Origin of the sequence: Candidatus Methylobacter favarea, from assembly GCF_902806695.1 — a bacterium.
GTDB lineage: Bacteria > Pseudomonadota > Gammaproteobacteria > Methylococcales > Methylomonadaceae > Methylobacter_B > Methylobacter_B favarea.
The window spans coordinates 30290-53785 of the sequence record NZ_CADCXN010000050.1; the positions used below are offsets into that span (position 1 = coordinate 30290).

Annotated in this window: 17 protein-coding genes and 1 pseudogene; 17 read left to right on the forward strand and 1 reads right to left on the reverse strand. The window is 47.9% G+C overall.

The window, feature by feature from the left end:
- Positions 1-157: 157 nt before the first annotated feature.
- The 12 genes from HUX64_RS06310 to HUX64_RS06365 all read left to right on the forward strand — a co-directional run bounded on the left by HUX64_RS06310 (position 158) and on the right by HUX64_RS06365 (position 15697).
- Positions 158-1843: a SulP family inorganic anion transporter gene (locus tag HUX64_RS06310; protein ID WP_174625388.1), complete on the forward strand. Its 1686-nt coding sequence runs from the start codon at positions 158-160 to the stop codon at positions 1841-1843.
- Positions 1844-2134: 291 nt separating this feature from the next.
- Positions 2135-3733 (forward strand): SulP family inorganic anion transporter, encoded by a 1599-nt coding sequence (locus tag HUX64_RS06315; RefSeq protein WP_174625389.1) that lies wholly within the window; start codon positions 2135-2137, stop codon positions 3731-3733.
- Positions 3734-3888: 155 nt separating this feature from the next.
- On the forward strand, positions 3889-6015 hold the full coding sequence (gene hyfB, locus HUX64_RS06320) for a hydrogenase 4 subunit B (protein ID WP_174625390.1): 2127 nt from the start codon (positions 3889-3891) through the stop codon (positions 6013-6015).
- Complete coding sequence (locus HUX64_RS06325) at positions 6015-6959, forward strand: respiratory chain complex I subunit 1 family protein (RefSeq protein ID WP_174625391.1); 945 nt, start codon at positions 6015-6017, stop codon at positions 6957-6959. The genes hyfB and HUX64_RS06325 overlap by 1 nt, the downstream gene beginning before the upstream one ends.
- Positions 6960-7099: 140 nt before the next feature.
- On the forward strand, positions 7100-7777 hold the full coding sequence (locus HUX64_RS06330) for a formate hydrogenlyase (RefSeq protein WP_174625392.1): 678 nt from the start codon (positions 7100-7102) through the stop codon (positions 7775-7777).
- Positions 7774-9237, forward strand: coding sequence for a hydrogenase 4 subunit F (locus HUX64_RS06335; protein WP_174625393.1), 1464 nt, complete (start codon positions 7774-7776; stop codon positions 9235-9237). Before HUX64_RS06330 ends, HUX64_RS06335 begins: the two co-directional genes overlap by 4 nt.
- Positions 9234-10811, forward strand: coding sequence for a hydrogenase large subunit (locus tag HUX64_RS06340; protein ID WP_174625394.1), 1578 nt, complete (start codon positions 9234-9236; stop codon positions 10809-10811). Before HUX64_RS06335 ends, HUX64_RS06340 begins: the two co-directional genes overlap by 4 nt.
- Positions 10812-10820: 9 nt before the next feature.
- Positions 10821-11327, forward strand: a complete 507-nt coding sequence (locus tag HUX64_RS06345) for an NADH-quinone oxidoreductase subunit B family protein (protein WP_174625395.1) — start codon at positions 10821-10823, stop codon at positions 11325-11327.
- Positions 11328-11461: 134 nt separating this feature from the next.
- Positions 11462-12154, forward strand: coding sequence for a DUF2490 domain-containing protein (locus HUX64_RS06350; protein WP_174625396.1), 693 nt, complete (start codon positions 11462-11464; stop codon positions 12152-12154).
- Positions 12155-12305: 151 nt separating this feature from the next.
- Positions 12306-13751 carry a sensor histidine kinase gene (locus HUX64_RS06355; protein ID WP_174625397.1) on the forward strand — a complete coding sequence of 482 codons (1446 nt, stop codon included), beginning with the start codon at positions 12306-12308 and terminating at the stop codon, positions 13749-13751.
- A 3-nt stretch (positions 13752-13754) separates the two neighbouring features.
- Entirely contained in the window at positions 13755-15143 is a 1389-nt protein-coding gene (locus HUX64_RS06360) for a sigma-54-dependent transcriptional regulator (RefSeq protein ID WP_174625398.1), read from the forward strand.
- A 299-nt stretch (positions 15144-15442) separates the two neighbouring features.
- Positions 15443-15697 (forward strand): hypothetical protein, encoded by a 255-nt coding sequence (locus HUX64_RS06365; RefSeq protein ID WP_174625399.1) that lies wholly within the window; start codon positions 15443-15445, stop codon positions 15695-15697.
- Between the two features lie 289 nt (positions 15698-15986).
- Here HUX64_RS06365 and HUX64_RS06370 read toward each other — a convergent pair whose 3' ends face one another.
- On the reverse strand, positions 15987-16322 hold the full coding sequence (locus HUX64_RS06370) for a phage holin family protein (RefSeq protein WP_174625400.1): 336 nt from the start codon (positions 16320-16322) through the stop codon (positions 15987-15989).
- Positions 16323-16428: 106 nt separating this feature from the next.
- Between HUX64_RS06370 and HUX64_RS20375 the strand changes: the two are divergent.
- The 5 genes and pseudogenes from HUX64_RS20375 to HUX64_RS06390 all read left to right on the forward strand — a co-directional run.
- Positions 16429-16693, forward strand: a pseudogene (locus tag HUX64_RS20375) (IS982 family transposase); the annotation flags it as partial.
- Positions 16694-17139: 446 nt separating this feature from the next.
- The gene (locus HUX64_RS20095; protein WP_281355256.1) at positions 17140-17268 is read left to right on the forward strand and encodes a hypothetical protein; all 129 of its coding nucleotides are present in this window, start codon (positions 17140-17142) and stop codon (positions 17266-17268) included.
- Between the two features lie 617 nt (positions 17269-17885).
- Complete coding sequence (locus HUX64_RS06380) at positions 17886-19424, forward strand: class I adenylate-forming enzyme family protein (RefSeq protein WP_174625402.1); 1539 nt, start codon at positions 17886-17888, stop codon at positions 19422-19424.
- 295 nt (positions 19425-19719) lie between these two features.
- Complete coding sequence (locus tag HUX64_RS06385; RefSeq protein WP_174625403.1) at positions 19720-20682, forward strand: hypothetical protein; 963 nt, start codon at positions 19720-19722, stop codon at positions 20680-20682.
- Between the two features lie 449 nt (positions 20683-21131).
- Positions 21132-21518, forward strand: coding sequence for a winged helix-turn-helix domain-containing protein (locus tag HUX64_RS06390; protein WP_174625404.1), 387 nt, complete (start codon positions 21132-21134; stop codon positions 21516-21518).
- The last annotated feature ends 1978 nt before the right edge of the window (positions 21519-23496 follow it).

Genomic DNA, 23496 nt, shown 5'->3' on the forward strand with positions numbered 1-23496 from the left:
TGTTTTGCACCGGTGTTTCATTTTTTTATCTTTCCGTAGCCTAAAAAATCCTGAATAGCTTTTTATTATCATGCTGTTATGCAAATGTAACAGCTTGGCATGGTAATGGCTTGAGAGTCAGCCGATAGTATTTTTCTTTCAAAAAACGAGGATTTATATGAATAGGGATTCTTTGTCACAGATACCAAAAACCGGGCTGGCGGGCTTAAAAGAAAACTGGCGCAGCGATTTACTGTCCGGCTTTCTGGTATTCCTGATAGCCTTGCCGTTATGTCTGGGCATAGCAATGGCATCCGGTTTTCCGCCATCGGCCGGCATTATTTCTGCAATTATCGGGGGTCTGCTGGTTTCGCGTATCAGCGGTTCGTTCGTGACCATCAATGGACCCGCTGCCGGCCTGATTGTGGTGATTTTAAGCGCAGTGCAGGAATTGGGGGCAGGCGATGCAATGGCCGGCTATCGCTATACCCTGGCCGCCATTGTTTTTGCCAGCATACTACAGATTCTGATGGGCCTGTTCAAGGCCGGAAGGCTCAGTTCGTTTTTCCCTGCATCAGTAATACATGGCATGCTGGCGGCAATCGGCATTATTATTATGGCTAAACAGATTCATGTGGTGTTGGGCGTCACGCCGGAGAAAGGCAGCCTGTTTTCATCGATCGCACAGGTTCCGCACAGCTTTTTTAATCTCAACCCGGAAATTGCCATTATCGGTCTTTCCGGGCTGGTGATATTAATTATTTGGTCGCTGCTGAAGAATAGAACTTTAAAGATGATTCCCGCGCCGATCGTTGTGGTTTTGATAGGAATGGGCCTGGCCCGTTATTTTGATCTGGAACATGAACATATGTATTTGTTTCTTCCCGATGCCCATTTTTTACCGCATCACGAAGCAACTGTAGGGCCGAGATTTCTAGTCGCGATTTCCGATAACTTCATGTCCAACTTCTACTTTCCCGATTTCTCCAAATCCTTAACCGCGGAATTTTGGGTAGCTGTAGTAAGTATTTGCCTGGTAGGCAGCCTGGAAAGCCTGCTCAGTGCCGTAGCGGTGGATAAACTAGATCCCTATAAACGCCATACCAATCTGGATCGTGATTTAACGGCAATTGGTGTTGGTAATGTGGCGGCAGGTTTAATCGGCGGCTTTCCGATGATTGCCGAGATTGTGCGTAGTTCGGCCAATGTTAACAACGGTGCAAAAACCGGTTGGGCAAACTTTTTTCACGGCGCATTTTTATTGTTGTTTGTAGTATTTTTCCCCCGGCTTATTCATAGCATTCCCCTGGCTTCATTGGCAGCGTTGCTGGTATTTACGGGTTTTCGGCTGGCCTCGCCCAAGGAATTTGCTAAAGTAATGGGGGTAGGAAAAGAACAGTTATTCATGTTTGTTGTCACAATCATCGGCGTCTTGGCAACCGATTTATTGATAGGAGTAGCTATCGGTATCGTAACCAAATTTTTAGTGCACATGCTGCGCGGCGTCAGATTGAATAATCTTTTCAGGATTCATTTTGTTATTGAACGACCCGAAGCCGACACCATTCTGGTTGAAATAATCGGAGCGGCAATTTTCTCCAACTTCATGGCTCTGAAAAACGCCCTGGCCAGTTTGGAAAAAGGTAAAACCGTTATCTTTCAGTTAAACAATGCTTATATGCTTGACCATACCGTGATGGAATTTATTCATGATTTTCAGCATGACTATGAAGCAGAGGGGGGTAAGTGCAAGTTTCTTGGACTTGAATACCACGATACCTACTCAAAACATCCTTTGGCGGTACGTAGAATGAGGCGGGATAACATGAGCCGCCGAAAAAGTGACCATTATGGAATTAATTAGGCGCAGATGTTGGTTTTTATGCTATTAATCGGTCCCTAATAACGGTGGTTCGAGCAGATTTATGACGCGCAGAATATGATATCATTGGTCGTACATTATCAGCTCCCGGAATATATCGAACAGCATATAGCTCTGCTTCAATGGATTAAATTTCTTGGCGGGAATGGTGCTACGAGAGCTCTTCACGTATTGGTATTTAAAAAAAACCGCTATCCATGAAGTTATTATCCTAAGATAATAATTGCCAACTACAATAATTCGACGCCAATACTTGAATCAATCAGGAAATGTATGAATAATTCTTCGCTGTCAACTTTACCAAAAACCGGGCTGGCGGGCTTAAAAGAAAACTGGCGCAGCGATTTACAGTCCGGCTTTCTGGTGTTCCTGATAGCCTTGCCGTTATGTCTTGGCGTTTCTATGGCGTCCGGTTTTCCGCCGGCGGCCGGCATTATTTCCGCCATCATCGGCGGACTGCTGGTTTCGCGTATCAGCGGCTCATACCTGACGATCAACGGCCCGGCTGCCGGCCTGATTGTCGTGATATTAGCGGCCGTGCAAGCGCTGGGCGAAGGCGATGTTATGGCCGGCTATCATTATACTTTAGCTGCCATTGTGGCGGCTGGCCTTCTCCAGGCGTTGATGGGAGTGTTCCGGATAGGGCAGCTGAGTTCCTTTTTCCCCGCCTCAGTAGTGCATGGCATGTTGGCCGCGATTGGACTTATTATTATTGCCACTCAAAGCCATGTCATGTTGGGCGTCACGCCGGAACCCGGAAGCCTGTTTTCAACTATCGCACAGATTCCGCATAGTTTGTTTCACGTGAAGCCGGAAATTTTTCTCATCAGTTTTTTAGGCTTGCTGATACTGATTAGCTGGCCGCTCCTGGGGAGTAAAATCCCCGCGCCTGTCATGGTGGTGCTGGTGGGTATGCTGTTTGCCTGGCATTTTGATCCGGATCGAGACGCGGCAGTGAGCGGATCAAAATTCCTGGTGTCGATTCCGGATAACTTTTTGGCAAGTTTCTATTTTCCCGATTTTTCCAAGCTGTTTACCTTGGCCTTCTGGGAAGCAGTGATCAGTATCAGTTTGGTGGGTAGTCTGGAAAGCTTGTTGAGTGCGACGGCAATCGACAAGCTCGATCCCTATAAACGCACATCCAACCTTGATCGTGATTTAACAGCGGTCGGAATCGGCAATATGGCGGCAGGTTTAATCGGCGGCTTTCCGATGATTGCCGAGATTGTCCGCAGCTCGGAGAATGTCAATAACGGGGCTAAAACAGCCTGGTCTAATTTTTTCCATGGCTTGTTAATGTTACTGTTCGTAGTCTTGTTTCCAGATCTGATCCAGCGTATTCCTCTGGCTTCATTGGCAGCATTGCTGGTTTATACCGGTTATCGCCTGGCTTCGCCTAAAGCCTTCGCCAGAGTCATGGATATTGGCAAAGAACAGTTTTTAATGTTTGTCGTCACCATTATCGGCGTGTTGGCGGTAGATTTATTGGCAGGCGTCGCTCTGGGTATTGTGGTAAAGCTCGCTATTGATCTGGTGCGGGGCGTTTGGCTCCGCAATTTATTCAGGATTTATTTTACAATTCAACCTCAAGATGCCAATACGCTGGTTGTCAAGCTGTCAGGTTCAGCGTTATTCTCAAATTTTCTGCCATTAAAAAAGGCCTTGACCAGGCTGGAACCCGGCAAAACAATTATTTTTGATTTCACAGACGGCTATCTGATCGATCATACGGTGATGGAATTTATTCATGATTTCAGGCAGCATTATGAAGCTCAGGGCGGACACTGTCAGAAAACAGGCATAGCCCTGGAAACGTTTTCTGATCATGCTCTCGCTGCGCGGTTAATGACGGCCGATGACAGAGGGAATTAAATCAGGCCAGTTTCAGGGATTTCAATTTATTTTTAATAAGCGGGGGTTATTGACAGGGCCACGTATGTGTTTTGGCTTGTTGCTGACAGTTATACAGCAACGAATTTCGCCCAGAGTCAATTAAGATAACGGATTTTTTATTTTTCGGGAATTTCATGATAATTGTTTTAGCTTATTGTGCTGTGTTATTAAGCCTTGCTTCCGGATTTGTGGCGCTGCTGATGAATCAGCGCTCCATTCTGCTGAAATTCAGTCGCTCTTGGTTTAAAAAGTATCCCCCCGGCGATGCACAGTATGCACGCCTGATTAATAGCAACCTGAAAGAGAGGCGTTTTTCCCATTTGCTCAGGCTGGCTGTATTTGCTCTATTAGGCTTGTCTGGTCTTTTTGCAATCCTGGCTGGCATAAGCGTGCTGATCAGTAAAGAAATTATTACCGATCAAATCGGTTTGGGTTTGCCTTGGCTATCCTGGCATGTCCGCTTTGACAGTTTGTCCGGTTTTTTCTTTTTAATCGTCGGTATTGCTGTCGGCGCCGTCGGTTTTTATGGCCCCGGTTATGTTCATGCTTATGCCGAAAAGCAACATCCTTTTGCCGCCCTGGGTCTGTTTACCGGATTGTTTGTTTCCGGCATGTTGCTGGTATTGCTGGCCGATGATGCCTTCTTTTTCATGATCGCCTGGGAATTGATGTCGGTCGCCAGTTATTTTCTGGTGGCCTTTCAGCACGAAAATCCCGCCAATCGCCGCGCTGCATTTTTGTACTTATTGATGGCAGAGGTCGGTGCCCTGGCCATTATTCTTAGTTTTGGCGTACTGGCCAGTTTCACGGATGGGTTTACTTTTGATGCCCTGCGTGAGGCTAAATTATCAACTACCTGGGCGAGTATTGCTTTTGCACTGGCCTTGCTGGGATTCGGCATGAAGGCAGGGATTGTTCCGGTACATGTCTGGTTGCCGGAAGCCCATCCGGTGGCGCCCTCGCATATTTCCGCATTAATGAGCGGCGTGATGCTGAAAATTGCCCTGTATGGACTGATCCGTTTTTGTTTTGATTTACTGGCTGAGGTGCTGTGGCAATGGGGGGTAGTGCTATTAATTGCCGGTACCGTTTCAGCGCTGGGCGGTATTTTATATGCCCTGATGCAAACCAATCTAAAACGGCTTTTAGCTTACAGCTCCGTTGAAAATATCGGCATTATTTTTATGGTAATGGGTTTGACCATGATTTTTATGGCAAACGGTCAGCCGCAATTGGCGGCACTGGGTTTCCTGGCCGCATTATTGCATGCCTTCAATCATGCGCTATTCAAGAATTTACTGTTTCTCGGAGCCGGCATTATTCAGCATCAGACGCATGAGTTGAATATTGACATGATGGGCGGCCTCATTAAACGCATGCCGCAAACCAGCATGTTATTTTTGATAGGTTGTATGAGCATTTCCGGCTTACCGCTTTTTAACGGCTTTGTTTCAGAATGGCTGTCTTTTCAGACCGCCTTGCAGGTCGATGTGCTGGATAATGGCGTGTTGCGCAGTCTGATTCCTGTCGCCGCCGCCGCTTTAGCCCTGACAGCAGCGTTGGCGTCGGCGTGTTTTGTCAAGGTGTTCGGCATGATGTTTTTGGGAAGATCACGTTCGCGTAACAGCGATAAAGCGCATGAAGTCAAAGATAAAGGGATGCTGGCCGGACCTGGATTGCTGGCGGGTCTTTGCTTTTTATTTGGAATTTTCCCAGGCGTGATTATTAGCCTGATCAATGATGTCGCCGCCCAGCTATTAGGACAAGCCTTGCCTAATGATTCCGCTTTGGGTTGGTTGTGGCTGGCGCCGGTCTCAGCCGAGCACGCGTCTTATTCACCCCCGCTGGTGCTGATAGGGGCGCTCATTGCTGTCGGTATCAGCGTTTGGTATTTACAGCGTAATCCGGCAACCGTCATGCGCAGGGCAGAACCCTGGGATTGCGGTTTTGGCGGCTTGACACCGCGTATGCAATATAATTGTAATGCTTTTAGCATGCCTATCCGGCGTATTTTCGCCAAGGTCTGGATTATTGACGAGCAGATCGACAAGGACATGCAAGGTGCGATGAATCAGAATACCGCGGCAATTCGTTATCAATTACAGGTGCAGGATCATAGCTGGCCAAGGCTGTATCAACCGATTGAACATGGGGTAAACAAACTAGCCAAATTAGTGGGACGTATTCAAACGGGAAATATCCGGGTCTATCTGGGCTATTCGTTCGTGACGTTAATTATTATGTTATGGGTGATCAGCTAATGAACTGGTTAATAGCAGTTATTCAAACTTCACTGTTTGCGGCGCTGGCGCCTTTGCTGGCGGGCTGGATCAAATGGTGCAAATGCCGCCTGCAAAACCGCAAAGCGCCGTCACTTTTTCAGCCTTATCGAGACTTGATCAAGTTAACCAATAAACAACCCGTGGTTGCAGAACAGGCTTCGTGGCTGTTTACTATCGCGCCGTATATCGTTTTTTCGGCAACGGTGCTGGCAGCTTCCATTGTGCCGTTGATTGCGGTTGATTTACCCACCTCTGCCAGCGCTGATGTGATTGTCATGGTGGGTTTTTTTGCTTTTGCCCGCTTTTTTCTGGCCTTGGCGGGACTGGATATTGGCACTGCATTCGGCGGCATGGGCTCATCGCGGGAAATGACTATTTCCTCCTTGGCCGAACCTGCGATGTTGATGGCAATTTTTACCCTGACGATGACCGCATCAACCACTAATTTATCGGTCGCAATCAGTCATGTGCTCAATGACGGGCTGGTGCTGCGTCCTTCGTTTGTATTTGCATTGTTTGCTCTGATTATCGTGGCTATCGCTGAAACCGGGCGTGTTCCTGTCGACAATCCGGCAACGCATCTGGAGCTGACCATGATTCATGAAGCCATGATTCTTGAATACAGCGGCCGGCATCTGGCGCTGATCGAATGGGCCAGCCAGCTGAAATTGATGCTGTATGGCGTATTGATCGCGAATATTTTTTTCCCGTGGGGCATCGCTGAAACCTTTAGCGCTAAGGCCTTAGGTTATGGTTTGCTGGCGATTTTTGGCAAACTCACAGTTTTAGCCATATTACTCGCAGTTTCGGAGACGCTGCTAGCCAAGATGCGTTTGTTCAGAGTGCAGGAGTACCTCGGTTTTGCCTATTTGTTAGGCGTGCTGGGACTGTTGAGCTACATTATTCTGGAGGCATCAAGATGATTAGCTGCCATCGTTGGGTTAAGTTAACCTTATCCCAACCTGTCAATGCTGTAGGAGCGAATTCATTCCCACCACTGGGTGACTAAAGTAGCCCTGCAACGCACCCCCTTCACACAATTCATTTATAAAGCGAGCAAACAGTGACCATTGAACAACAGGATTTTTATACGCAGACCATTTTATCGTTGGCTGCATTGGTGGGTCTCACCTCTTTTCTTATGTTGGGACAAGGACGCTTGTTGCGGCTGATCTTTGTCTTTGCCGTGCAAGGCTTGTTATTAACCTTGACTACGGCATTGGCCGCTTACAGCTTGAATAATCCTCATCTGTATATTTCCGCCGTACTGAATTTGGTGCTGAAAGTCATCTTCATCCCCTGGATGCTGCGGCGTGAAGTCATACAAATGAATACTCACCGGGATATTGAAGCCTTAAACAACAATACCATGGTAATGCTGGGCGGCGCGAGTCTGATGGTATTCAGTTATTATGTCCTGCATCCTATTGTGCAGACGACATCACCGGTCATGCTCAATGCCTTGGCGCTCAGTCTTTCTGTCGTGTTGCTGGGTATGCTGTTAATGATCTCGCACAGGCAGGCTGTGGCTCATGTTGTCGGCTTTATGTCAATAGAAAACGGGCTGTTTTTTGCCGCTATCGTGGCCACTAAAGGCATGCCGATGGTGGTTGAGCTGGGAGTTGCCTTTGACGTACTGGTTGCGGCGGTGCTGTTCGGTATTTTCTTTTTTCACATACGCACCAGTATTGATTCACTGGATGTCGATCTGTTAAATAAATTGCACGAGGTGGATAAATGATTGCCGCCTATCTGGTATTACTGATTCCTTTTATCGGCATTTTGTTTTTTGCTGTTTCCGGGCACAGGACTGATACCGGGAAACTAAATGTCAGATTTAACGCAGTCTGCCTGGCGGCCACTATCTGGCTGGCGATAAATGTGCTTAATCAGGGCACTATTTTATCGCCCGGCAAAGCCTTTTTGATTGACCCGTTTAATGTTTATCTGATTGTACTGACTGCTTTTGTCGGTCTGACTACAGCGATTTTTTCCTCGCCCTATATGGCGCATGAAAAGGAGTTGGGCAAGCTGACGGATCAGCGCTTGAAGCTTTATTACTCGATGTACCAGGGCTTCATGCTAGCCATGTATCTGGTATTGACCACTAACAACATGGGCGTAATGTGGGTGGCGATGGAAGGCGCAACCTTAGCGACAGTATTGCTGGTTAGTTTATACCGTACCCCGGAATCAGTCGAAGCAGCCTGGAAATATTTTATTCTTTGTGGGGTCGGTATTGCGCAAGCGCTGTTTGGTACCATTTTATTGTACTATGCGGCGGTGCAGGTCGGCGACGTCGAGAACTCCCTGCTGTGGTCGGTACTTTACGCTAATGCGGATAAATTAAATCCGGAAGTGCTTGCGATAGCCTTTGTTTTTATGCTGATAGGCTATGGCACAAAAATCGGTCTGGTGCCTTTGCATAACTGGTTGCCCGATGCCCATTCCGAAGGGCCAACGCCGATGTCGGCCGTGTTATCCGGTTTATTATTAAACGATGCCTTATACGCCGTGGTTCGTAACAAGATGCTGGTCGATGGAGCAAGCGATTCCAATATGGCCGGATTGCTGATGATGGGCTTTGGTCTGATATCGTTTCTGGTGGCCGCATTTTTTTTGCACAGGCAGAAAGATATTAAAAGGCTGTTCAGTTATTCATCCATCGAGCACATGGGCATGATGACCTTTGCTTTTGGCATAGGCGGTCCTCTGGCGACCTTTGCGGCATTGCTGCACATGACTGTGCATTCACTGACTAAATCAGCCATTTTTGTGACCGTCGGCCATGCGGCACAAGTGGCCGGCACCCAAAGCATGGATAAAATTCGCGGTTTGATTAAAACCCAGCCCAGGGTTGGCTGGGGACTTTTGATTGGCACAATTGCCATCGCCGGCTTTCCTCCTTTTGGCGTATTTACCAGCGAGTTTCTGGTATTGCTGGCCACCATGCACAGTTATCCCTGGCTGACGCTGCCCCTGTTGATGGGTGTCGGCGTCGCCTTTGCCGGCCTGTTCAGGAATATACAACCAATGGTTTATGGCGACAAACCCGAAGGCCAGGTGCCGGTAAAAGCCAACCTTTGGCCGGTGATGATTCATCTGGGATTGGTATTGTGGCTGGGTCTGGCTATTCCCGATTTTCTGGCTAACTGGTTTTCCCAGGCTACCTTGTTAATTTCCGGGAGTACACCGTTATGAGTGCTTCAAACTGGACTACGGAGTTCTTGGACCAACTGCTTGATGCAACTATTGCCGTGGAACAGATCAGCCTGCCGTCAACAACCTTATGGCAAATCGAAAGCCAGCACTGGCAGCAATTCGCCACCCTTGCGATCCAGCAAAATATACGTTGGGCAGCGGGCTGGGCGGAACACTATCAGGAGCAGTTTTTTATCAATGCCTGTTTTGAAAAGCAGGGCCTCTATGTGTTGGTGCGGACTATTCTTAATGCTGTCAAACCTGAACTGCCGTCACAGGCCGCCGTTTATCCCGCCGCCAACCGCAGTGAGCGCCATACCCAGGATATGTTCGGCATTAATTTTGTAGGGCATCCCGACAATCGCCGCTGGACGCGGCACAAGGCCTGGACTAAGCACCATAATCCGCTGCGCAAGGATTTTCCTGTTCAGGGCGAGCCGGAAGCCGTTACCCCCCCTGATATCGGTTATCCCTTTGTTAAAGCGTATGGGGCGGGGGTATATGAAATTCCGGTCGGCCCGGTCCATGCCGGGATTATCGAGCCGGGGCATTTTCGTTTTCAGGCTGTCGGCGAGATGATCCTGAATCTGGAAGAACGTCTCGGTTATGTGCATAAAGGTATCGAGAAAATCGCCGAAGGCAGAACGCCCGAGTCATTGGCGCGTCTGGCCGGACGCGTCTCCGGCGATACCACGGTCGGGCATTGCTGGGCCGCCTGCAGGGCTATGGAGCAAGCCGCAGGCATTGAAATTCCGCCGCGCGCGGCCTTGATACGCGGCATTCTGGCCGAGCGCGAACGCATTGCCAACCATCTGGGCGATATCGGCGCTATCTGCAATGATGTCGGCTTCGTCTTTGCGCAAATGCAGCTCATGCGCTTGCGGGAACTGTGGCTGCGCAGCCAGGCAAAAACTTTCGGCCACCGCCTGTTAATGGATTGCATTATTCCGGGAGGGGTAAATTGCGACCTGCCGGAAGATGCTTGCCTGGTGATGGAACAGGAAATGATCCGCCTAAAAATTGAACTGGACGAGATACTGCTGGCAGTAGATATGGCTTCGTCATTGGAAGACCGGCTTTACACGGCTGGTTATCTGGCGCCGGAAATCGCTGCCGCCTTTGGCGCGTTGGGCTATGTCGGACGCGCGAGCGGCCAGAAAGTTGATGTGCGGCGCGATGCCCCTTATGCACCCTATGATCAAGTAACGTTTAAAGTGCCGCTGGAAAAACAGGGCGATATCGCTTCCAGATTCTGGATGAGAAGCAAGGAAATCGATGCCGCTTTAAAACTGATCAAACAATTTATAGGCTTACTGTCTCCGGGAGACCTGCTCGCCGATTGGAAAACACCGCTGCCGGGTAGTGAGGGATTGGGGATTATCGAGGGCTGGCGCGGTGAAATCATCGCCTATATTCGCTTCGATAGCGACAGTAAAATCGCCCGTTTTTATCCGCGCGATCCCAGCGCGGTCAACTGGCCAGTGCTGGAAAAACTGGTGCTGAATAATATCGTGCCCGATTTCCCTGTCTGTAACAAATCCGTGAACGGCTCGTATTCAGGTAACGATTTATAGGAAAGATAAATGCTGAGACTTTTTAATAAAATCCGGAAAACCGGCGTCGTAACGGAAACCTTTAAAGCTCCCACAGATGACGAACTGGAGCAATTGGGCATTGAGATTAAAAAACACATAGACAGGAAATTTTCCGGCAGTATTGCGCTGCGCGCAGTCGATGCCGGTTCATGCAATGGCTGCGAACTGGAAATACATGCCCTGAATAATCCTTTTTATGACATAGAACGCTTCGGCATCCATTTTGTCGCCTCGCCGCGTCATGCCGATGTGCTGCTCGTGACCGGACCTGTGTCGCGGCATATGCAAACCGCATTGCTGCGTACTTACGAAGCAACGCCGAACCCGAAATGGGTCGTTGCGGTGGGCGATTGCGCCGCCTGCGGCGGTGAATTCGGCATCTCATATGCGAGCTGCGGCGCCGTATCGAATGTCATCCCCGTGGATGTAGTCATTCAGGGATGTCCGCCTACGCCGCTGGCGTTAATGAAAGGATTGCTGGGTTTGATTAAATAAGGCTGGTTAAATAACTCAAAACTAACCGCTGCCAATCTAACAGGCGTTAAATAATTGATAAGGTTTTGACTCCCCAATACTTTAATCCGGAAAAGGCAAAATATATGGCGACGAAAAAAATAAGAAGGGCGCTCATGGCATCACTTATGAGCTTTGTCAGTCTGCTATCTACCGCGGTAATAGCGGATGATTTGTTTCAGGACGCCGGCAGTTGGCTGCAAGTGGTCGGCGAAGGCAGTTTGAAAATGATTGACCCCGGCCTTGAAAAAGGCCGACTCTGGCTGGAAGGTCAATCCCGCTTTGATGATGACTGGGGCCACTGGTATCAAGGCATGGTGCGCGCTGCGGTGGGTTATTCGCTCAGCGACCGGGCCACAATCTGGGCGGGTTATACTTGGCTGCCTACCCAAAATGTGGGCCATCCGTATGTAGCTCAGCAGGATGCATGGCCGGCGTTCCGCTATATCTTACCTACCAGCGTCGGTACGGTTACCTTTAGAACCATGATTGAAACTAATTTCTTGCCAGGCAATGGGAATGATGTCCGGGTGCGTCCGCGCCAGATGCTTCGATTCATGCACCCTCTTGAGTCCGAACCGCGTTTGAGCCTGATCACCTGGGATGAAGTTTTCGTGCGCGCCAACACGACACCTGCCGGCGGCCAAGCCGGCTTCGATCAAAACCGCGCCTTTGCGGGTCTTGGCTGGACTTTCAATAAAAGCTTCCGAGCCGAAGCAGGATACCTCAATCAATATCTTGATGACGCCACCCATGCCAATAATACTATGCATCATCTGATTATGGGCTCGCTATATATTAATTTTTAATCCATCTGTATCTCGATGATATATATGTCCAACTATAGCATAAGCGTTAATATAGACCTTGAAAGCAAAAACTATCTTTTATGAATCCGGCAATTATCGAAAAAATTTTCTACTCTACAAAAGCTTATATTCAACTTTTCTCAAGAAGCGAATGAAGCCTGGTTTTTACCGGCCTATACAACAGCGCGGACTTGCATTCCTGGTTCTTTTGCTGTTGGCTTTGGCCATTTTGGGCGGCATGATCTGGCGCAATCTGGATCGTTTCGAAGCGGTTTTATCCTATGTCAACTATTCCCATCGCATCCAGAATGTATCGGTGGGTTTGCAGCAATCGCTGATTGAATACCTTACTCAAGCAGTCCCGTATTCCCATCCCGAGGCGTTAACTAAAACCCTGGGCAAGATGGATGAGTTAATGGCAGATACCCGCTATTTATCGACAGCGACGAGAACAAGCCTGGAAACAGTCATCACTCTGTTATCGGGTGTTGGAGAACTGGACAAGATAGAAAAAAATACCCGTTTGATAACAGCGCTTAAGGTCATGAGCCAAACGCTTGATAAGGAAGCATTGAAGCGGGAAAAATTACTGGCGGACATCAGCAACGATACCAAAACCGAAATGTACATGGCCCTGATTACCTTAGCGGTGATATTGGTCGTGGCGGTTTTGTTTGTCCTTCGCAAGATACTGCATCCTCTCAATGACTTGAAGCGGCTCTTGCAGCGCTTGACAGAAGAGAACTTTACGCCTATTACTACTGATCATCTTGATCCGCTGTTGCTGCCGGTGTTTAACAGTTATAACGACATGGTCAGACACCTTGCTGAACTGGAAGAAGCAAAACGCTTGCATGCCCAATCACTGCAGCATGAAGTTCGCGTGGCTACCCAGGCCTTACTGGAACAGCAATACAGTCTGGCAAGAGCTGAACGTCTGGCGGCGATAGGGGAAGTGGCTGCAGAACTGGCGCATGAAATACGCAACCCTTTGGCCGGCATTCAACTCGCATTCAGCAATTTACGCAGGGAAATTGATGATGAAAAGCAGTGTGAAAGAATGGAACTGATCAGTTCCGAACTGAAACGGCTGACGAGATTACTTAATAATATGCTCGGACAAAGCCGGCATTCGCCCGAGGCCGCAACAAATTTTGACCTAACGACACTGATCGGCGATTTAGTGACCTTGACCCGTTATCAGATAGCGGAATCCATCAGCCTGAACATAGAGACTTCCTCGCCATTGCCAGTACATTTGCCTGAAAGCGGGATACGTCAGGCGCTGTTAAATTTGATTCTGAATGCGGCCGACGCCCTGGATGGAAGCACAGGCTCAATAAGCATTAAGGCGCAGCGGGAAGAACAGGGCTTAAGCATCGATGTGCTGGATGACGGCCCCGGCTTTTCCAGAGATATACTGGAGCAGGGTATCCGTCCGTTCCGGACCAGCCGTCCACGCGGCAATGGCCTGGGGCTGGCTATGGTACAGCGGTTTGTCAAAGATATCGGCGGCACGCTCAGCCTTGCCAATAAACGCTCTCATGGTGCATGTGTGTCAATTTGGCTGCCAGAAGACTGCACGGTCGAGCGGTAAATTATGATGGAAACTCTGCTTATCATTGAAGATGAAAAGCTGTTAGGGTCCGAGCTATCCCGCCATTATCGGCAATCCGGCTGGGATGTGGTGCTGGCCGCCACTTTGGCGGAAGCCACGGAGTTGCTGCTTAAAAAACGGCTGGAGCCGCTGCTTATTCTTTCCGATATGAATTTAACGGATGGCAATGCACTGGATTTTATGGAAGCCATGAAAAAAAATGCCAGCTATGCCGAATGGCTGTTTCTGACCGGTTACGGCAGCGTGCCTGATTCAGTGCGGGCGTTAAGACTGGGCGCCTATGATTTCCTGGAAAAGCCCTGCGATCTGGAGCGCCTCGATCTGGTCGTTACCAGTGCAGCCCGCAGCGCGGCAATACAACGCCGCGTTGTCGATCAAACCACGCAAGGCCATCGGCGCTATTCGCCGGACGCCTATGTCGGCCATAGTCAACAGGCGCAGGAAATTCGGCGTCTGCTGGCGCGGTTGACGCAAGTGCCGTTCAGCGCCTTGATTATCGGCGGAGAAAGCGGCACCGGCAAGGGTTTGGCTGCGCGAATACTGCATTACGGCGGCCCCCGCGCTCAACAACCCATGATTGAAGTGAACTGCGCGGCGCTGCCTCGGGAACTGCTGGAATCAGAATTATTCGGCCACGAACCCGGAGCATTTACCGGCGCTGCGGGACGCCATAGGGGCTTGCTGGAACAGGCTGATGGCGGCACCTTATTCATGGACGAAATCGGTGAGATGCCGCTGGATTTGCAGGCCAAGCTGCTTAAAGCGATTGAAGATCACAAAGTCCGGCGTTTGGGCGCGGAAAAGGAGATTAATGTTGATGTCCAGATTGTTGCCGCCAGTAACCGCGATCTGGAAAAAATGACCCAAGCCGGCAGTTTTCGTGCCGACTTATATCATCGACTAAGTGTGTTCCGGGTGATCCTGCCGCCTTTGCGCGCGGCTGTGGAAGATCTGGATGATCTGGTGCCGCTGTTTGTTGCTGAATATAATGCCAAGGCCGGACGCCGGGTTAAAGTGATACCAGAAACAGTATGGAGCAAGCTTAAGGCGCATTACTGGCCCGGCAATGTGAGGGAGTTACGCAATGTGATTGAGCGCTGCGTATTGTTCTCTGACAGTCCTGTATTTCCCGAGCAATGGCTGCAATTACCGGGCCAGCCAAATAGTCCGGTAGCGACCGGTCATGCTGATAACAGTATTTTTCTGCCTTTGGATGGCAGTATGGCGCTGGATGACATGGACAGATTTATTATCAAAACCGCTCTGGAACGCGCCGATAACAATCTGGCGGCCGCCGCCAGAGCTTTGGGCGCAACCCGCGAAACGCTACGCTATCGAGTGCGCAAATATAATCTGAAAACATTCGATTGAAGAGCTATTCGGCCTGGCTTTGCCGGCACTGTTTGCCTTGACCCCGGTGCGGGACTTGTGCCGCCTGTCCGCTTCCCGACAGGATAGGAAAAGGCGAGCGCGGAGAGCCGCTTTGGCCTGCGCCAGGCGCAAGATACGCGCGCTTTTCTGGAGCAATTGGCGGCAATCGGATTGATGCTGCTTTGGGCTAAAGATTTAAAAGCAGCTTCCCAGTGACGGTGATTCCGCAAATATTCGTCGTTTCTCTGCTTTTTTCAGGATTGGGGAGCGGAACATTCCCATACCGAAATAGATCTAAAATGATCCGGCGGGCAAATCTGCTAAGTTTGAATAGCTCTTATTGGTGGGTAGTCGGGATTGACGCAATTTTTATGCTGGGGCTTTTAGTGCCGCGTTTCTGGTGCGGGGAAAGTGTCGGCAAGCTTCCCTATCGCACTGTCGCTGTTAGTGACGATAGCGATGAACCTGGTATATACGGCTTCAGCGTCTCCATTCGGCAAGATTTACGACAAAAAAGTAAGCCATTTCAACATATTCAACATCTAGTAATATAGACTTATTTCCCTCCGATTAACCTTGGGAGTTCTGCTTGTTGGAGTTACCGGCACAAAAAACAGGTTCATAAAACTCTGGTTCAACGTTCAGCTATCCCAAACGTCATGCGCTGTGCTCTGATAGCTATCCATCAGACGAACGTGCCGATGAGATGTAAGCCTTGATAAGGTGCGCCGACTTAAGGCAACGGCTTACCTATTGCTGACCTGGTATGAGTAAAGGCGTAACCAAGCCCCCATGTTAATCGATCGGCTAAATGACCAGTTTGGCGTTGCTGCTTCTCCCTTGCTATATGAAAAGGTCAACGGCAAGATTGAGCAACGTGAGCACCAGGCTTCCCAGCAATGCGGGCCCAAACCCCTGAACACGGATGCCCGGCACCAGTGCCGCTACCAACCAAAGCATGAGCGCATTGACGACCAGGAGAAAGAACCCAAAGGTGAGAATGGTGAGAGGCAACGTAAGCAGAACCATAAGCGGTCGAACAACGGCATTCACGAAACCGAGCACAATAGCGCCAATCAAGGCCGATCCCCAGCCCTGCACCTGAACGCCGCTAACGAGGTTGGCTACGAGCAGCAACAAGCCTGCTGTCAAAATCAAATGTGCAAAGAAAGCGAGCATAAATACCTCATAACCTGAGTTCGGGATAAAAAAGGAAGCAGGTTTTTGTTATAACAAGGAGAAAATAAGTTTTCGAGGCTCACTTTCTCAAACAAAACACCTGCTAGTGGTGAAATTAACACACTTATTCTGCGATGCGGACAATTTTTGCCGAACCTTTAAGAGTTGAATGGCAAAAGAATCAACTCATTCAAGGCGGCAAGAAAGGTCATCCCCCGCATCGCATGAGCTATAGCGAAATGATCATGATTTTAATGGCTTGCCATCAGTCAGGCTTTCGAACCTCTGCATAGGGTTTTACCTGAAGCCTGTACACTGCTATGGGTCATCCGGCTTGCCTAACGGGGGTGAGCTATAATCGCTTTATTCAAAGACAACAGGCTCTTAAATTATTTGGAACCTTCTGTATTGCTCCTGTTAAGGGAATTATTTCCATTTAGACAGGAAGACTTGCGGCTGACGGGAAGCTGCCCGATCTCAGGCATCGTCCGCATTTATCTTTCTGTTATAGCTATCTTGCTGAAAGGTATATGGAAAACTTACATTAACATCCATTGTAGTTTATTTTATTATCGCCCTTGACAGGATTTTCGATGGACAAACACTACTCGACCAGGGATTTTTTTCGGCAAATGCCGAATATCTGGCCTGTTCGATATTTCCAAAGTAAAACACTTTTTGAAAAGATGGACTTTGTCCGTGAAGGAAACAAAACCGGATGCCTTGTTAGAGCCTGGCTTAATTTGCCTGATGGTCAGCGCAACTTGCTAAAGCCCGTGAAGCGGGAAATTTTTGATCTTGCAACAAGAAGGGATTTTTGGCAATTCTGGACGAAGCGCACTGGCAGTTACGCGACAACCCGGAAGCCATTCCGCCCTTCCCGGGCACACTTTCTTTCTGCATGCCGTGTCATTTCAAACGGCCGGTGATTACTTTTCTCGATTAATGCTTATTGGAACGGAGCGATCCTCTTTCACTATGCCGATAGTCTGCCCTATTGGCGCAAGCGCAGAAAACTGCCGCCTGTGACGCCGCCGCGGATAAGGGCAAGCTCCTGCCTGCTATTTTTTTATTACTTCGAAGGCCGGCGAATAACGGGATTGTCGAACTCTTTCGCAGACTGAAATCGCGACTATTTCTTCGCCTGTCCGGAAGATCATTCCCAACTCAGCATTAAATGGTTTGGGGTGCAGTTTATCCGCGATTCCACAACTGCGCCATTGAAGAGGTTTTTGTGTATTCGATGATAAGCGGTTATAGGCCTTTGAAGTGAAGGCTCAATCCTGACAGTAAGGCTTAAAAAAATAAGTTGTAGATCGAAGCAATAAAGAAACATCCCTTTCAGGATGAAGTCCATGTTTCAGGACGAGGTCTGCATCCTTCCCATTCCCTCCAGGGAAAGCAGGTAGGCTGCGCTTTTTGCAGGCGCTCAGTGGCCTTTAAACCCAGGTCTGGAGCGGGCAAGGCGATTTGACTAAAAATAACAGCTGGCAAAACCTGCTATCTTCCTTATTTTTAGAACATAATCTTGTATCCGCATTTTTTAGCCAATGAGGTTTTCATATGTCATTGCAATGTCTAACCATCCAATACTGGCTCAGGAAGCATGCCGCTTATCGGCCTCGGCATACGGCCATTGTATTTGAAGACAAACGATTAACTTATAAGGAACTGTATGAAGAAGTCAATCGTCTGGCAAATGCTTTCATTGCCGCAGGAATTGGTAAGGGCGATAAAGTAGCAACGCTTCTGCCCAATTCGGTGGAGTTGTGGGAAATCTACTGGGCTTGTGCGAGCATAGGTGCGGTAGCTGTACCTTTAAGTCCCTTGTTGCGCGGACATGGATTGTTTAATTTACTCGATAACTCCGATACAAAACTCGTTATCACTGACCAGGATTTAACAGAACACATTGATGCGGTAAGAGCTGATTTGAAGATGATCCCGGACAACAATTTTTGGGTGACTGATAACAATAAAAACGGTTATCAAAATTACCATCTGCAAAAACAGCAACAAACCATTATTGCTCCTTCTGTAGAAGAGGTAACAGGCAATGATCCTTACAATATTATTTACAGCAGCGGCACAACAGGCCTGCCCAAAGGAATTGTCCTCAGTCATGAGGTAAGGGCATTGTATGGTTGTTTGTTTGCGAATGCCTTTCGCATGACGCCGGAAAGCGTGGTGATGCATTCAGGATCCATTATTTTCAATGGCTCTTTCTTAACATTGATGCCTGCCATGTTATTGGGTTGCACCTATGTACTGATGAGTCATTACGACGCCCAGGAAGTGGTTGATATTATTCATAAGGAAAAAGTCACCCATACCATTCTTGTGCCTTCACAAATCCTTGGCTGTTTGCAAAAACCGGATTTCCATAAAGACTATCTTGCATCGCTGGAATATATTCTTTCAGTGGGCGCTCCGCTGCTGCAGGAACACAAACAGGAGTTGAATAAGCGGATTCCGAATGTCTTTTATGAACTCTATGGCTTAACAGAAGGCTTCATGACCATTCTCGACCGTAATTGTGCCCTGCTAAAAACCGGAAGTGTGGGTACAGCTCCGCAGTTTATGGAACTGAAAATTGTAGATGATAAAGGAAAGGAATTACCGCAAGGACAACAGGGAGAGATCACCGGCAGGGGACCGTTGCTGATGACCGAGTATTATAAAAGTCCTGATCAAACCAGAGAGGCTATCAAAAACGGATGGTTGTTTACCGGTGATGTGGGCTATCTGGATAAAGATGGATTTTTATTTCTTACCGGACGAAAAAAAGACCTGATTATTTCAGGGGGCGTCAATGTATATCCAGGAGATATTGAAGAGATTGTGATCAAACACAAAGCAGTAAAAGACGTTGCCGTGTTTGGTATAGCGCATAAAGAATGGGGTGAAACACCGGTTGCCGCGGTTGTATTACACGAAGCTGCCGTGGTTACCGCCCCTGAAATACAAGATTGGGTCAATCAAAACCTCGAAGCCCGTTACCAGAAAATATACAAGGTGATCATTATCGATGAACTGCCGAGGAATGTTGCAGGCAAGGTATTGAAAAGACAGTTAAAAGAAACTTATGCCCTAATTTCCTGAAAGTAAGTCGGCAGTATAAAGAGGGGCTAAGGAAATTTTGTTGAAGTAAAAGACAGTGACGCAATCCGAATTGAGAATAGCAGCCAGGCGGGTTCCAAAAAAATAAAAATGAAAAATCATTTTATAAATACCAGCAATATTCAGCTTAACTATACTTGTCAACGCTTTGGGAAACAGTTTAAGCCGGATACAATTTTCACCCGCAAGGAAACGCCGTTGATTACCTCCAATCTAAAAACCGAGGTTATTATTAAGAACGACGTTTCCGCACACCCTGGGCCTAAAACCGTTATGAATGGCCGAGTTGTTAGGCGTGAGCGGACGCTTTTCAGTTATTTTTAGATGGCTGGCTCGCCCTAATATGTTCGTGCAAACTATAGAAGAACACCGGCAAAATCTAAACGACATAGTGGAGTCGCACTTTAACGAGGCGAAAAACCGAGTTACTCCCGTATATCTGAAGCATTTTGCTTCGCCGCAGGCAGTCTTTAATCGCCATTGGCGGCACCGGGGAGATATTCCCGGGGAATTGGCTGTGCTGCCCCGTTCTGCCTGGAGGTTAATCAAGTCAGCCGTCATCCGCCAGAAAAATCATCCGGCTGGACAACTTCATTCTATTGCTTTATCGGGTAAGCAGCTTGAGCTGTATAATGTGATTGAAGTCGAGTTGCTTGATATGGCCGGGTTGGACAAAAAGCTTCAGGATTATGTAGCTCAGTATCAATCCGCTTTCGCTTGCCAATTGAGTGATTTACTCAACAGACTGCCCGGCAATCAGCGTAAGGAAGTTGAAAGCCGACTTGCTCATCATATTGAACGCCTGTCCGTTCCTGTTGAAGGGTCCCGAGAAGCCGTGATGTTTTTATTGACGGGCTTGATGGGTAAAAGCCTTGGAGCTAGTGGCTTCGGCAGCAGTCTGGCCACAGGTCAAGCCGCTGCCACAGCGATTTATACGAGCAACCTGTCCTGGTGGGGCGGTCTATGGGTGAGTCTGACCGGCGTTCCGGGTTGGGTAAGTGTGGCCGGGGCGACCAGCGGACTACTGGCAACTCTACTCATTGCGCCATTTTTCGCGCCCTTGCTTGAGGTTGGTATAAATCGATTCCGCGGCAAAAAAATGTTATCAGAAATCATTGAGCAGGTGCGAAAGCGAGTTATCAAACCGCCCAGCAATACGGTTGATATTCTGGGAAAGCTGGCTGTTTATCTGCAACTGCTTCCCGATATCCTGAATGTTGCGGCTAAAATCAAGCTCTGATTTATGATCTGTCAAAGCCTTCCCGAATACAAAATTTAGCGAGTTGATGCTGCTTATCTTATAATTCATTTACCGGCACAAAATTCAGCACAGGCGAGTAAATTCAAACGTAAATTATTCTTAAGTATGATGGCCGGATTGGGTCAAGGTTTACAATCCACCATGAGCTAAAAACGCCTGGAGCTAATGTCTGGTATTGAGGAGACATAAATTGCCAGTTCAAGGAATATTGATACCGTAATCAGAATTTCATCGCCCGTGACCTTGAAAATACTGATTATAGCTCGATGCTTTTTATTGATACCGCTAAGGATAGGTCTTTGCCAAGGTCTACTTCTTATCGGCTTTTACGTGTTTTCGAAACTTGAGTAAAATTGCTTAAAAGAAGCGGTCTTTTTGCCTGAAAGGTTACTATCCATTTTTATTTTCTATTTACCTTTATATCATTTATGAAAAAATCAAAAACCCCTGCTGAAAAACCAGTATCTAAATCTAAATCTAAAGCTAAAACTGAACAGCCTACGGCAACCGTGGTTACGGGAGCAACGCCTGAAAAATCCAGCTCAGCTCAGAAAACTCCTAAAAAAACGCCAGTCGTGGCTCCGCAAGCTATTGCGGAGAGGCCGGAAATGGCTACGCCTGAACGCGTAGGTTTAACGGCCGGCAGTATTTGGCGCTATCTGAATAAAAATGGCGCAACTGCCGTTGCAAAATTAGTGCGAGAGCTTCAGGAAGAAGAAAAAATCATTCAACGCAGCATTGGCTGGCTAGCTCAGGAAGGTAAAGTATCTCTCGACATCATCGACAAAATCGAGACCATCGGCTTGAAAAACTAGCAGTCAGGATCAGTAATTTATAAGTTACTGTTATCATGAGAAATTAATGTTTTAATTTCTCATGATAACAGTGCGGCTTTTCATAACAGATCTTCTCTATTGAGCGGATAGCATCACTGTAATGAATTGTAGTCGGCAGAATATAAACACCAGAGTTTTGTTGATCATGGGAACTTGACGGCAATAGGCAAGGCCATTCCCGGCAACTTGCTGAACATGAAGTTTTCGAAGTGGTAGGGTAGGCCGTTATAAATACAAACCCGAACATGCGGTAAAGGCAATCTTCGAGGTAATCAAAGTCCCAATGGCGTTATAAGCGCCGCCTTGAACACGTATGAAGCCGAGAAACCATTGGCGAGATTGCAATGCGGTTTGCTACGAACGACCTGACAACTATATGCGGATTGTGTTCTTAAGGTGCCGTGCATTCCGGTAAATGTGGGCACCTGCACCTATCCGGGCATGGCAAACCAGTAGGGTATGGCCATTGTCTCTACGCGGGTCTTTAAACCTAAGGACGAAGCTAAAGCGCAAATGGGGTTCAATCCTGAGCGCTGGCTTTATCGCCGCTACGCAATTACAGGTTCTATTCTCTGGCTGAATTGACCCAGGGGCTTCAATAACTGCTCGTCAAGCTCAATCAGCGGCCTTTAAAGAAACGGCCCGGACTGCTTCTCGAACACTTCCAATATCGGGAAAGTCGTCCGGGTGCCTAGCAATTATTCTCGCAGGGTAAATGCTCTTGCCCCTTGATAAACTCAAAACCTTAAAATTTTATGTCAACTATTCATTCAAATATATCGGGAAAGGCAACGGCATCAGCGTGCTGATCTTCACCGAAGGGGACAGATGGTGTAGCATTCTACGGGTAGCAATTGCGCTAAACGTAAAGCTGTCTATGTCATAGATGACCTGATGCACAACAATGTTAGAAAGCGATATTCATTCAACGGATACGCATGGTTATTAATAAGTGATATTTGTTGCCACTTTTTTCCTGAACTTCACGTTTGCAACTCGCCCCAAAGGACTGGGCCGCCAGAAGCTGTATGCGTTCAGGAACGGAAAAACAAAAACTACGGGGCGAGGCACCAAGGCTTACAACCTGCTCGCTATATCAATCAGGAAATTACTCGCAGCGGGGAAGGACGCAGGCAATCGATTCAGAAATAATTCGATAAAGTGGAGGAGCGAATAAGTTATCCAAGGCGATTTAAGTCAGGAGTGACATGCGGTCTTAAGGCAAAAAAGGACCAGGACATTACGTAAGGCTGCCTTCGGCAAATCAAAAATACTCCGTTTTGTGCTAACCAGCATTATCTGGACTAAGAACTTTACCTGGCAAGCACAATTAGATCCGCACGCCTGCCAATGCTGTCAAGCCGACAATTCAGTCCAGGCATTGCATGTAAATAGAATCTACCTTGTGCCATTTATCAATTAATTCTATGAATATAGAACAGCGAATGAAGAAGCTGGAAGCCAGGGCATTTACTTCCGTAATACCCCGCAGAATCAGCATATTCTTGTAATGCCAGGCAGCTTAACTTACCCGGCTACGTTTGCAATAACGTTACCTGCTCAGTAGGGCAGGGGAAGCCACCAAGAATCTAAAGCAGCGTTGCACTGATGCTGCGGATTGGGTAAGCAGTTCTCGATTGAGATTTAATCCACTAACCTGAATCAGTATACAGGGGCTAAGGCTCAAAATGAGCACAGGAAACCACCGTCGAAATTACCCACAAGGGGTCAAATTGATGCTTTTAGAAATTAGGTCGAAACGATAGCTACAAAACTTGGTGTATCAGTTGCCTAGATAATCCTTACCTGTAGTTTCTTGGTTGATTCGCCCGCTGCGAGACAGGAGTCGAGTAGTCCCCAGAAGCGATAGGGCATGTGTTTTCACGGAGCGTTTTTTGCGTAGTGAAAATGCAGGCTTTACGAAATCGCGTCGAGTCATATATGGACTCCTCCCCAA

Coding starts and splice junctions, on each gene's coding strand:
- HUX64_RS06310 (WP_174625388.1), top strand. CDS start 158: ATGAATAGGGATTCTTTGTCACAGATACCAAAAACCGGGCTGGCGGGC.
- HUX64_RS06315 (WP_174625389.1), top strand. CDS start 2,135: ATGAATAATTCTTCGCTGTCAACTTTACCAAAAACCGGGCTGGCGGGC.
- hyfB (WP_174625390.1), top strand. CDS start 3,889: ATGATAATTGTTTTAGCTTATTGTGCTGTGTTATTAAGCCTTGCTTCC.
- HUX64_RS06325 (WP_174625391.1), top strand. CDS start 6,015: ATGAACTGGTTAATAGCAGTTATTCAAACTTCACTGTTTGCGGCGCTG.
- HUX64_RS06335 (WP_174625393.1), top strand. CDS start 7,774: ATGATTGCCGCCTATCTGGTATTACTGATTCCTTTTATCGGCATTTTG.
- HUX64_RS06340 (WP_174625394.1), top strand. CDS start 9,234: ATGAGTGCTTCAAACTGGACTACGGAGTTCTTGGACCAACTGCTTGAT.
- HUX64_RS06345 (WP_174625395.1), top strand. CDS start 10,821: ATGCTGAGACTTTTTAATAAAATCCGGAAAACCGGCGTCGTAACGGAA.
- HUX64_RS06350 (WP_174625396.1), top strand. CDS start 11,462: ATGGCATCACTTATGAGCTTTGTCAGTCTGCTATCTACCGCGGTAATA.
- HUX64_RS06355 (WP_174625397.1), top strand. CDS start 12,306: ATGAAGCCTGGTTTTTACCGGCCTATACAACAGCGCGGACTTGCATTC.
- HUX64_RS06360 (WP_174625398.1), top strand. CDS start 13,755: ATGATGGAAACTCTGCTTATCATTGAAGATGAAAAGCTGTTAGGGTCC.
- HUX64_RS06365 (WP_174625399.1), top strand. CDS start 15,443: ATGATCCGGCGGGCAAATCTGCTAAGTTTGAATAGCTCTTATTGGTGG.
- HUX64_RS06370 (WP_174625400.1), bottom strand. CDS start 16,322: ATGCTCGCTTTCTTTGCACATTTGATTTTGACAGCAGGCTTGTTGCTG.
- HUX64_RS06380 (WP_174625402.1), top strand. CDS start 17,886: ATGTCATTGCAATGTCTAACCATCCAATACTGGCTCAGGAAGCATGCC.
- HUX64_RS06385 (WP_174625403.1), top strand. CDS start 19,720: ATGGCCGAGTTGTTAGGCGTGAGCGGACGCTTTTCAGTTATTTTTAGA.
- HUX64_RS06390 (WP_174625404.1), top strand. CDS start 21,132: ATGAAAAAATCAAAAACCCCTGCTGAAAAACCAGTATCTAAATCTAAA.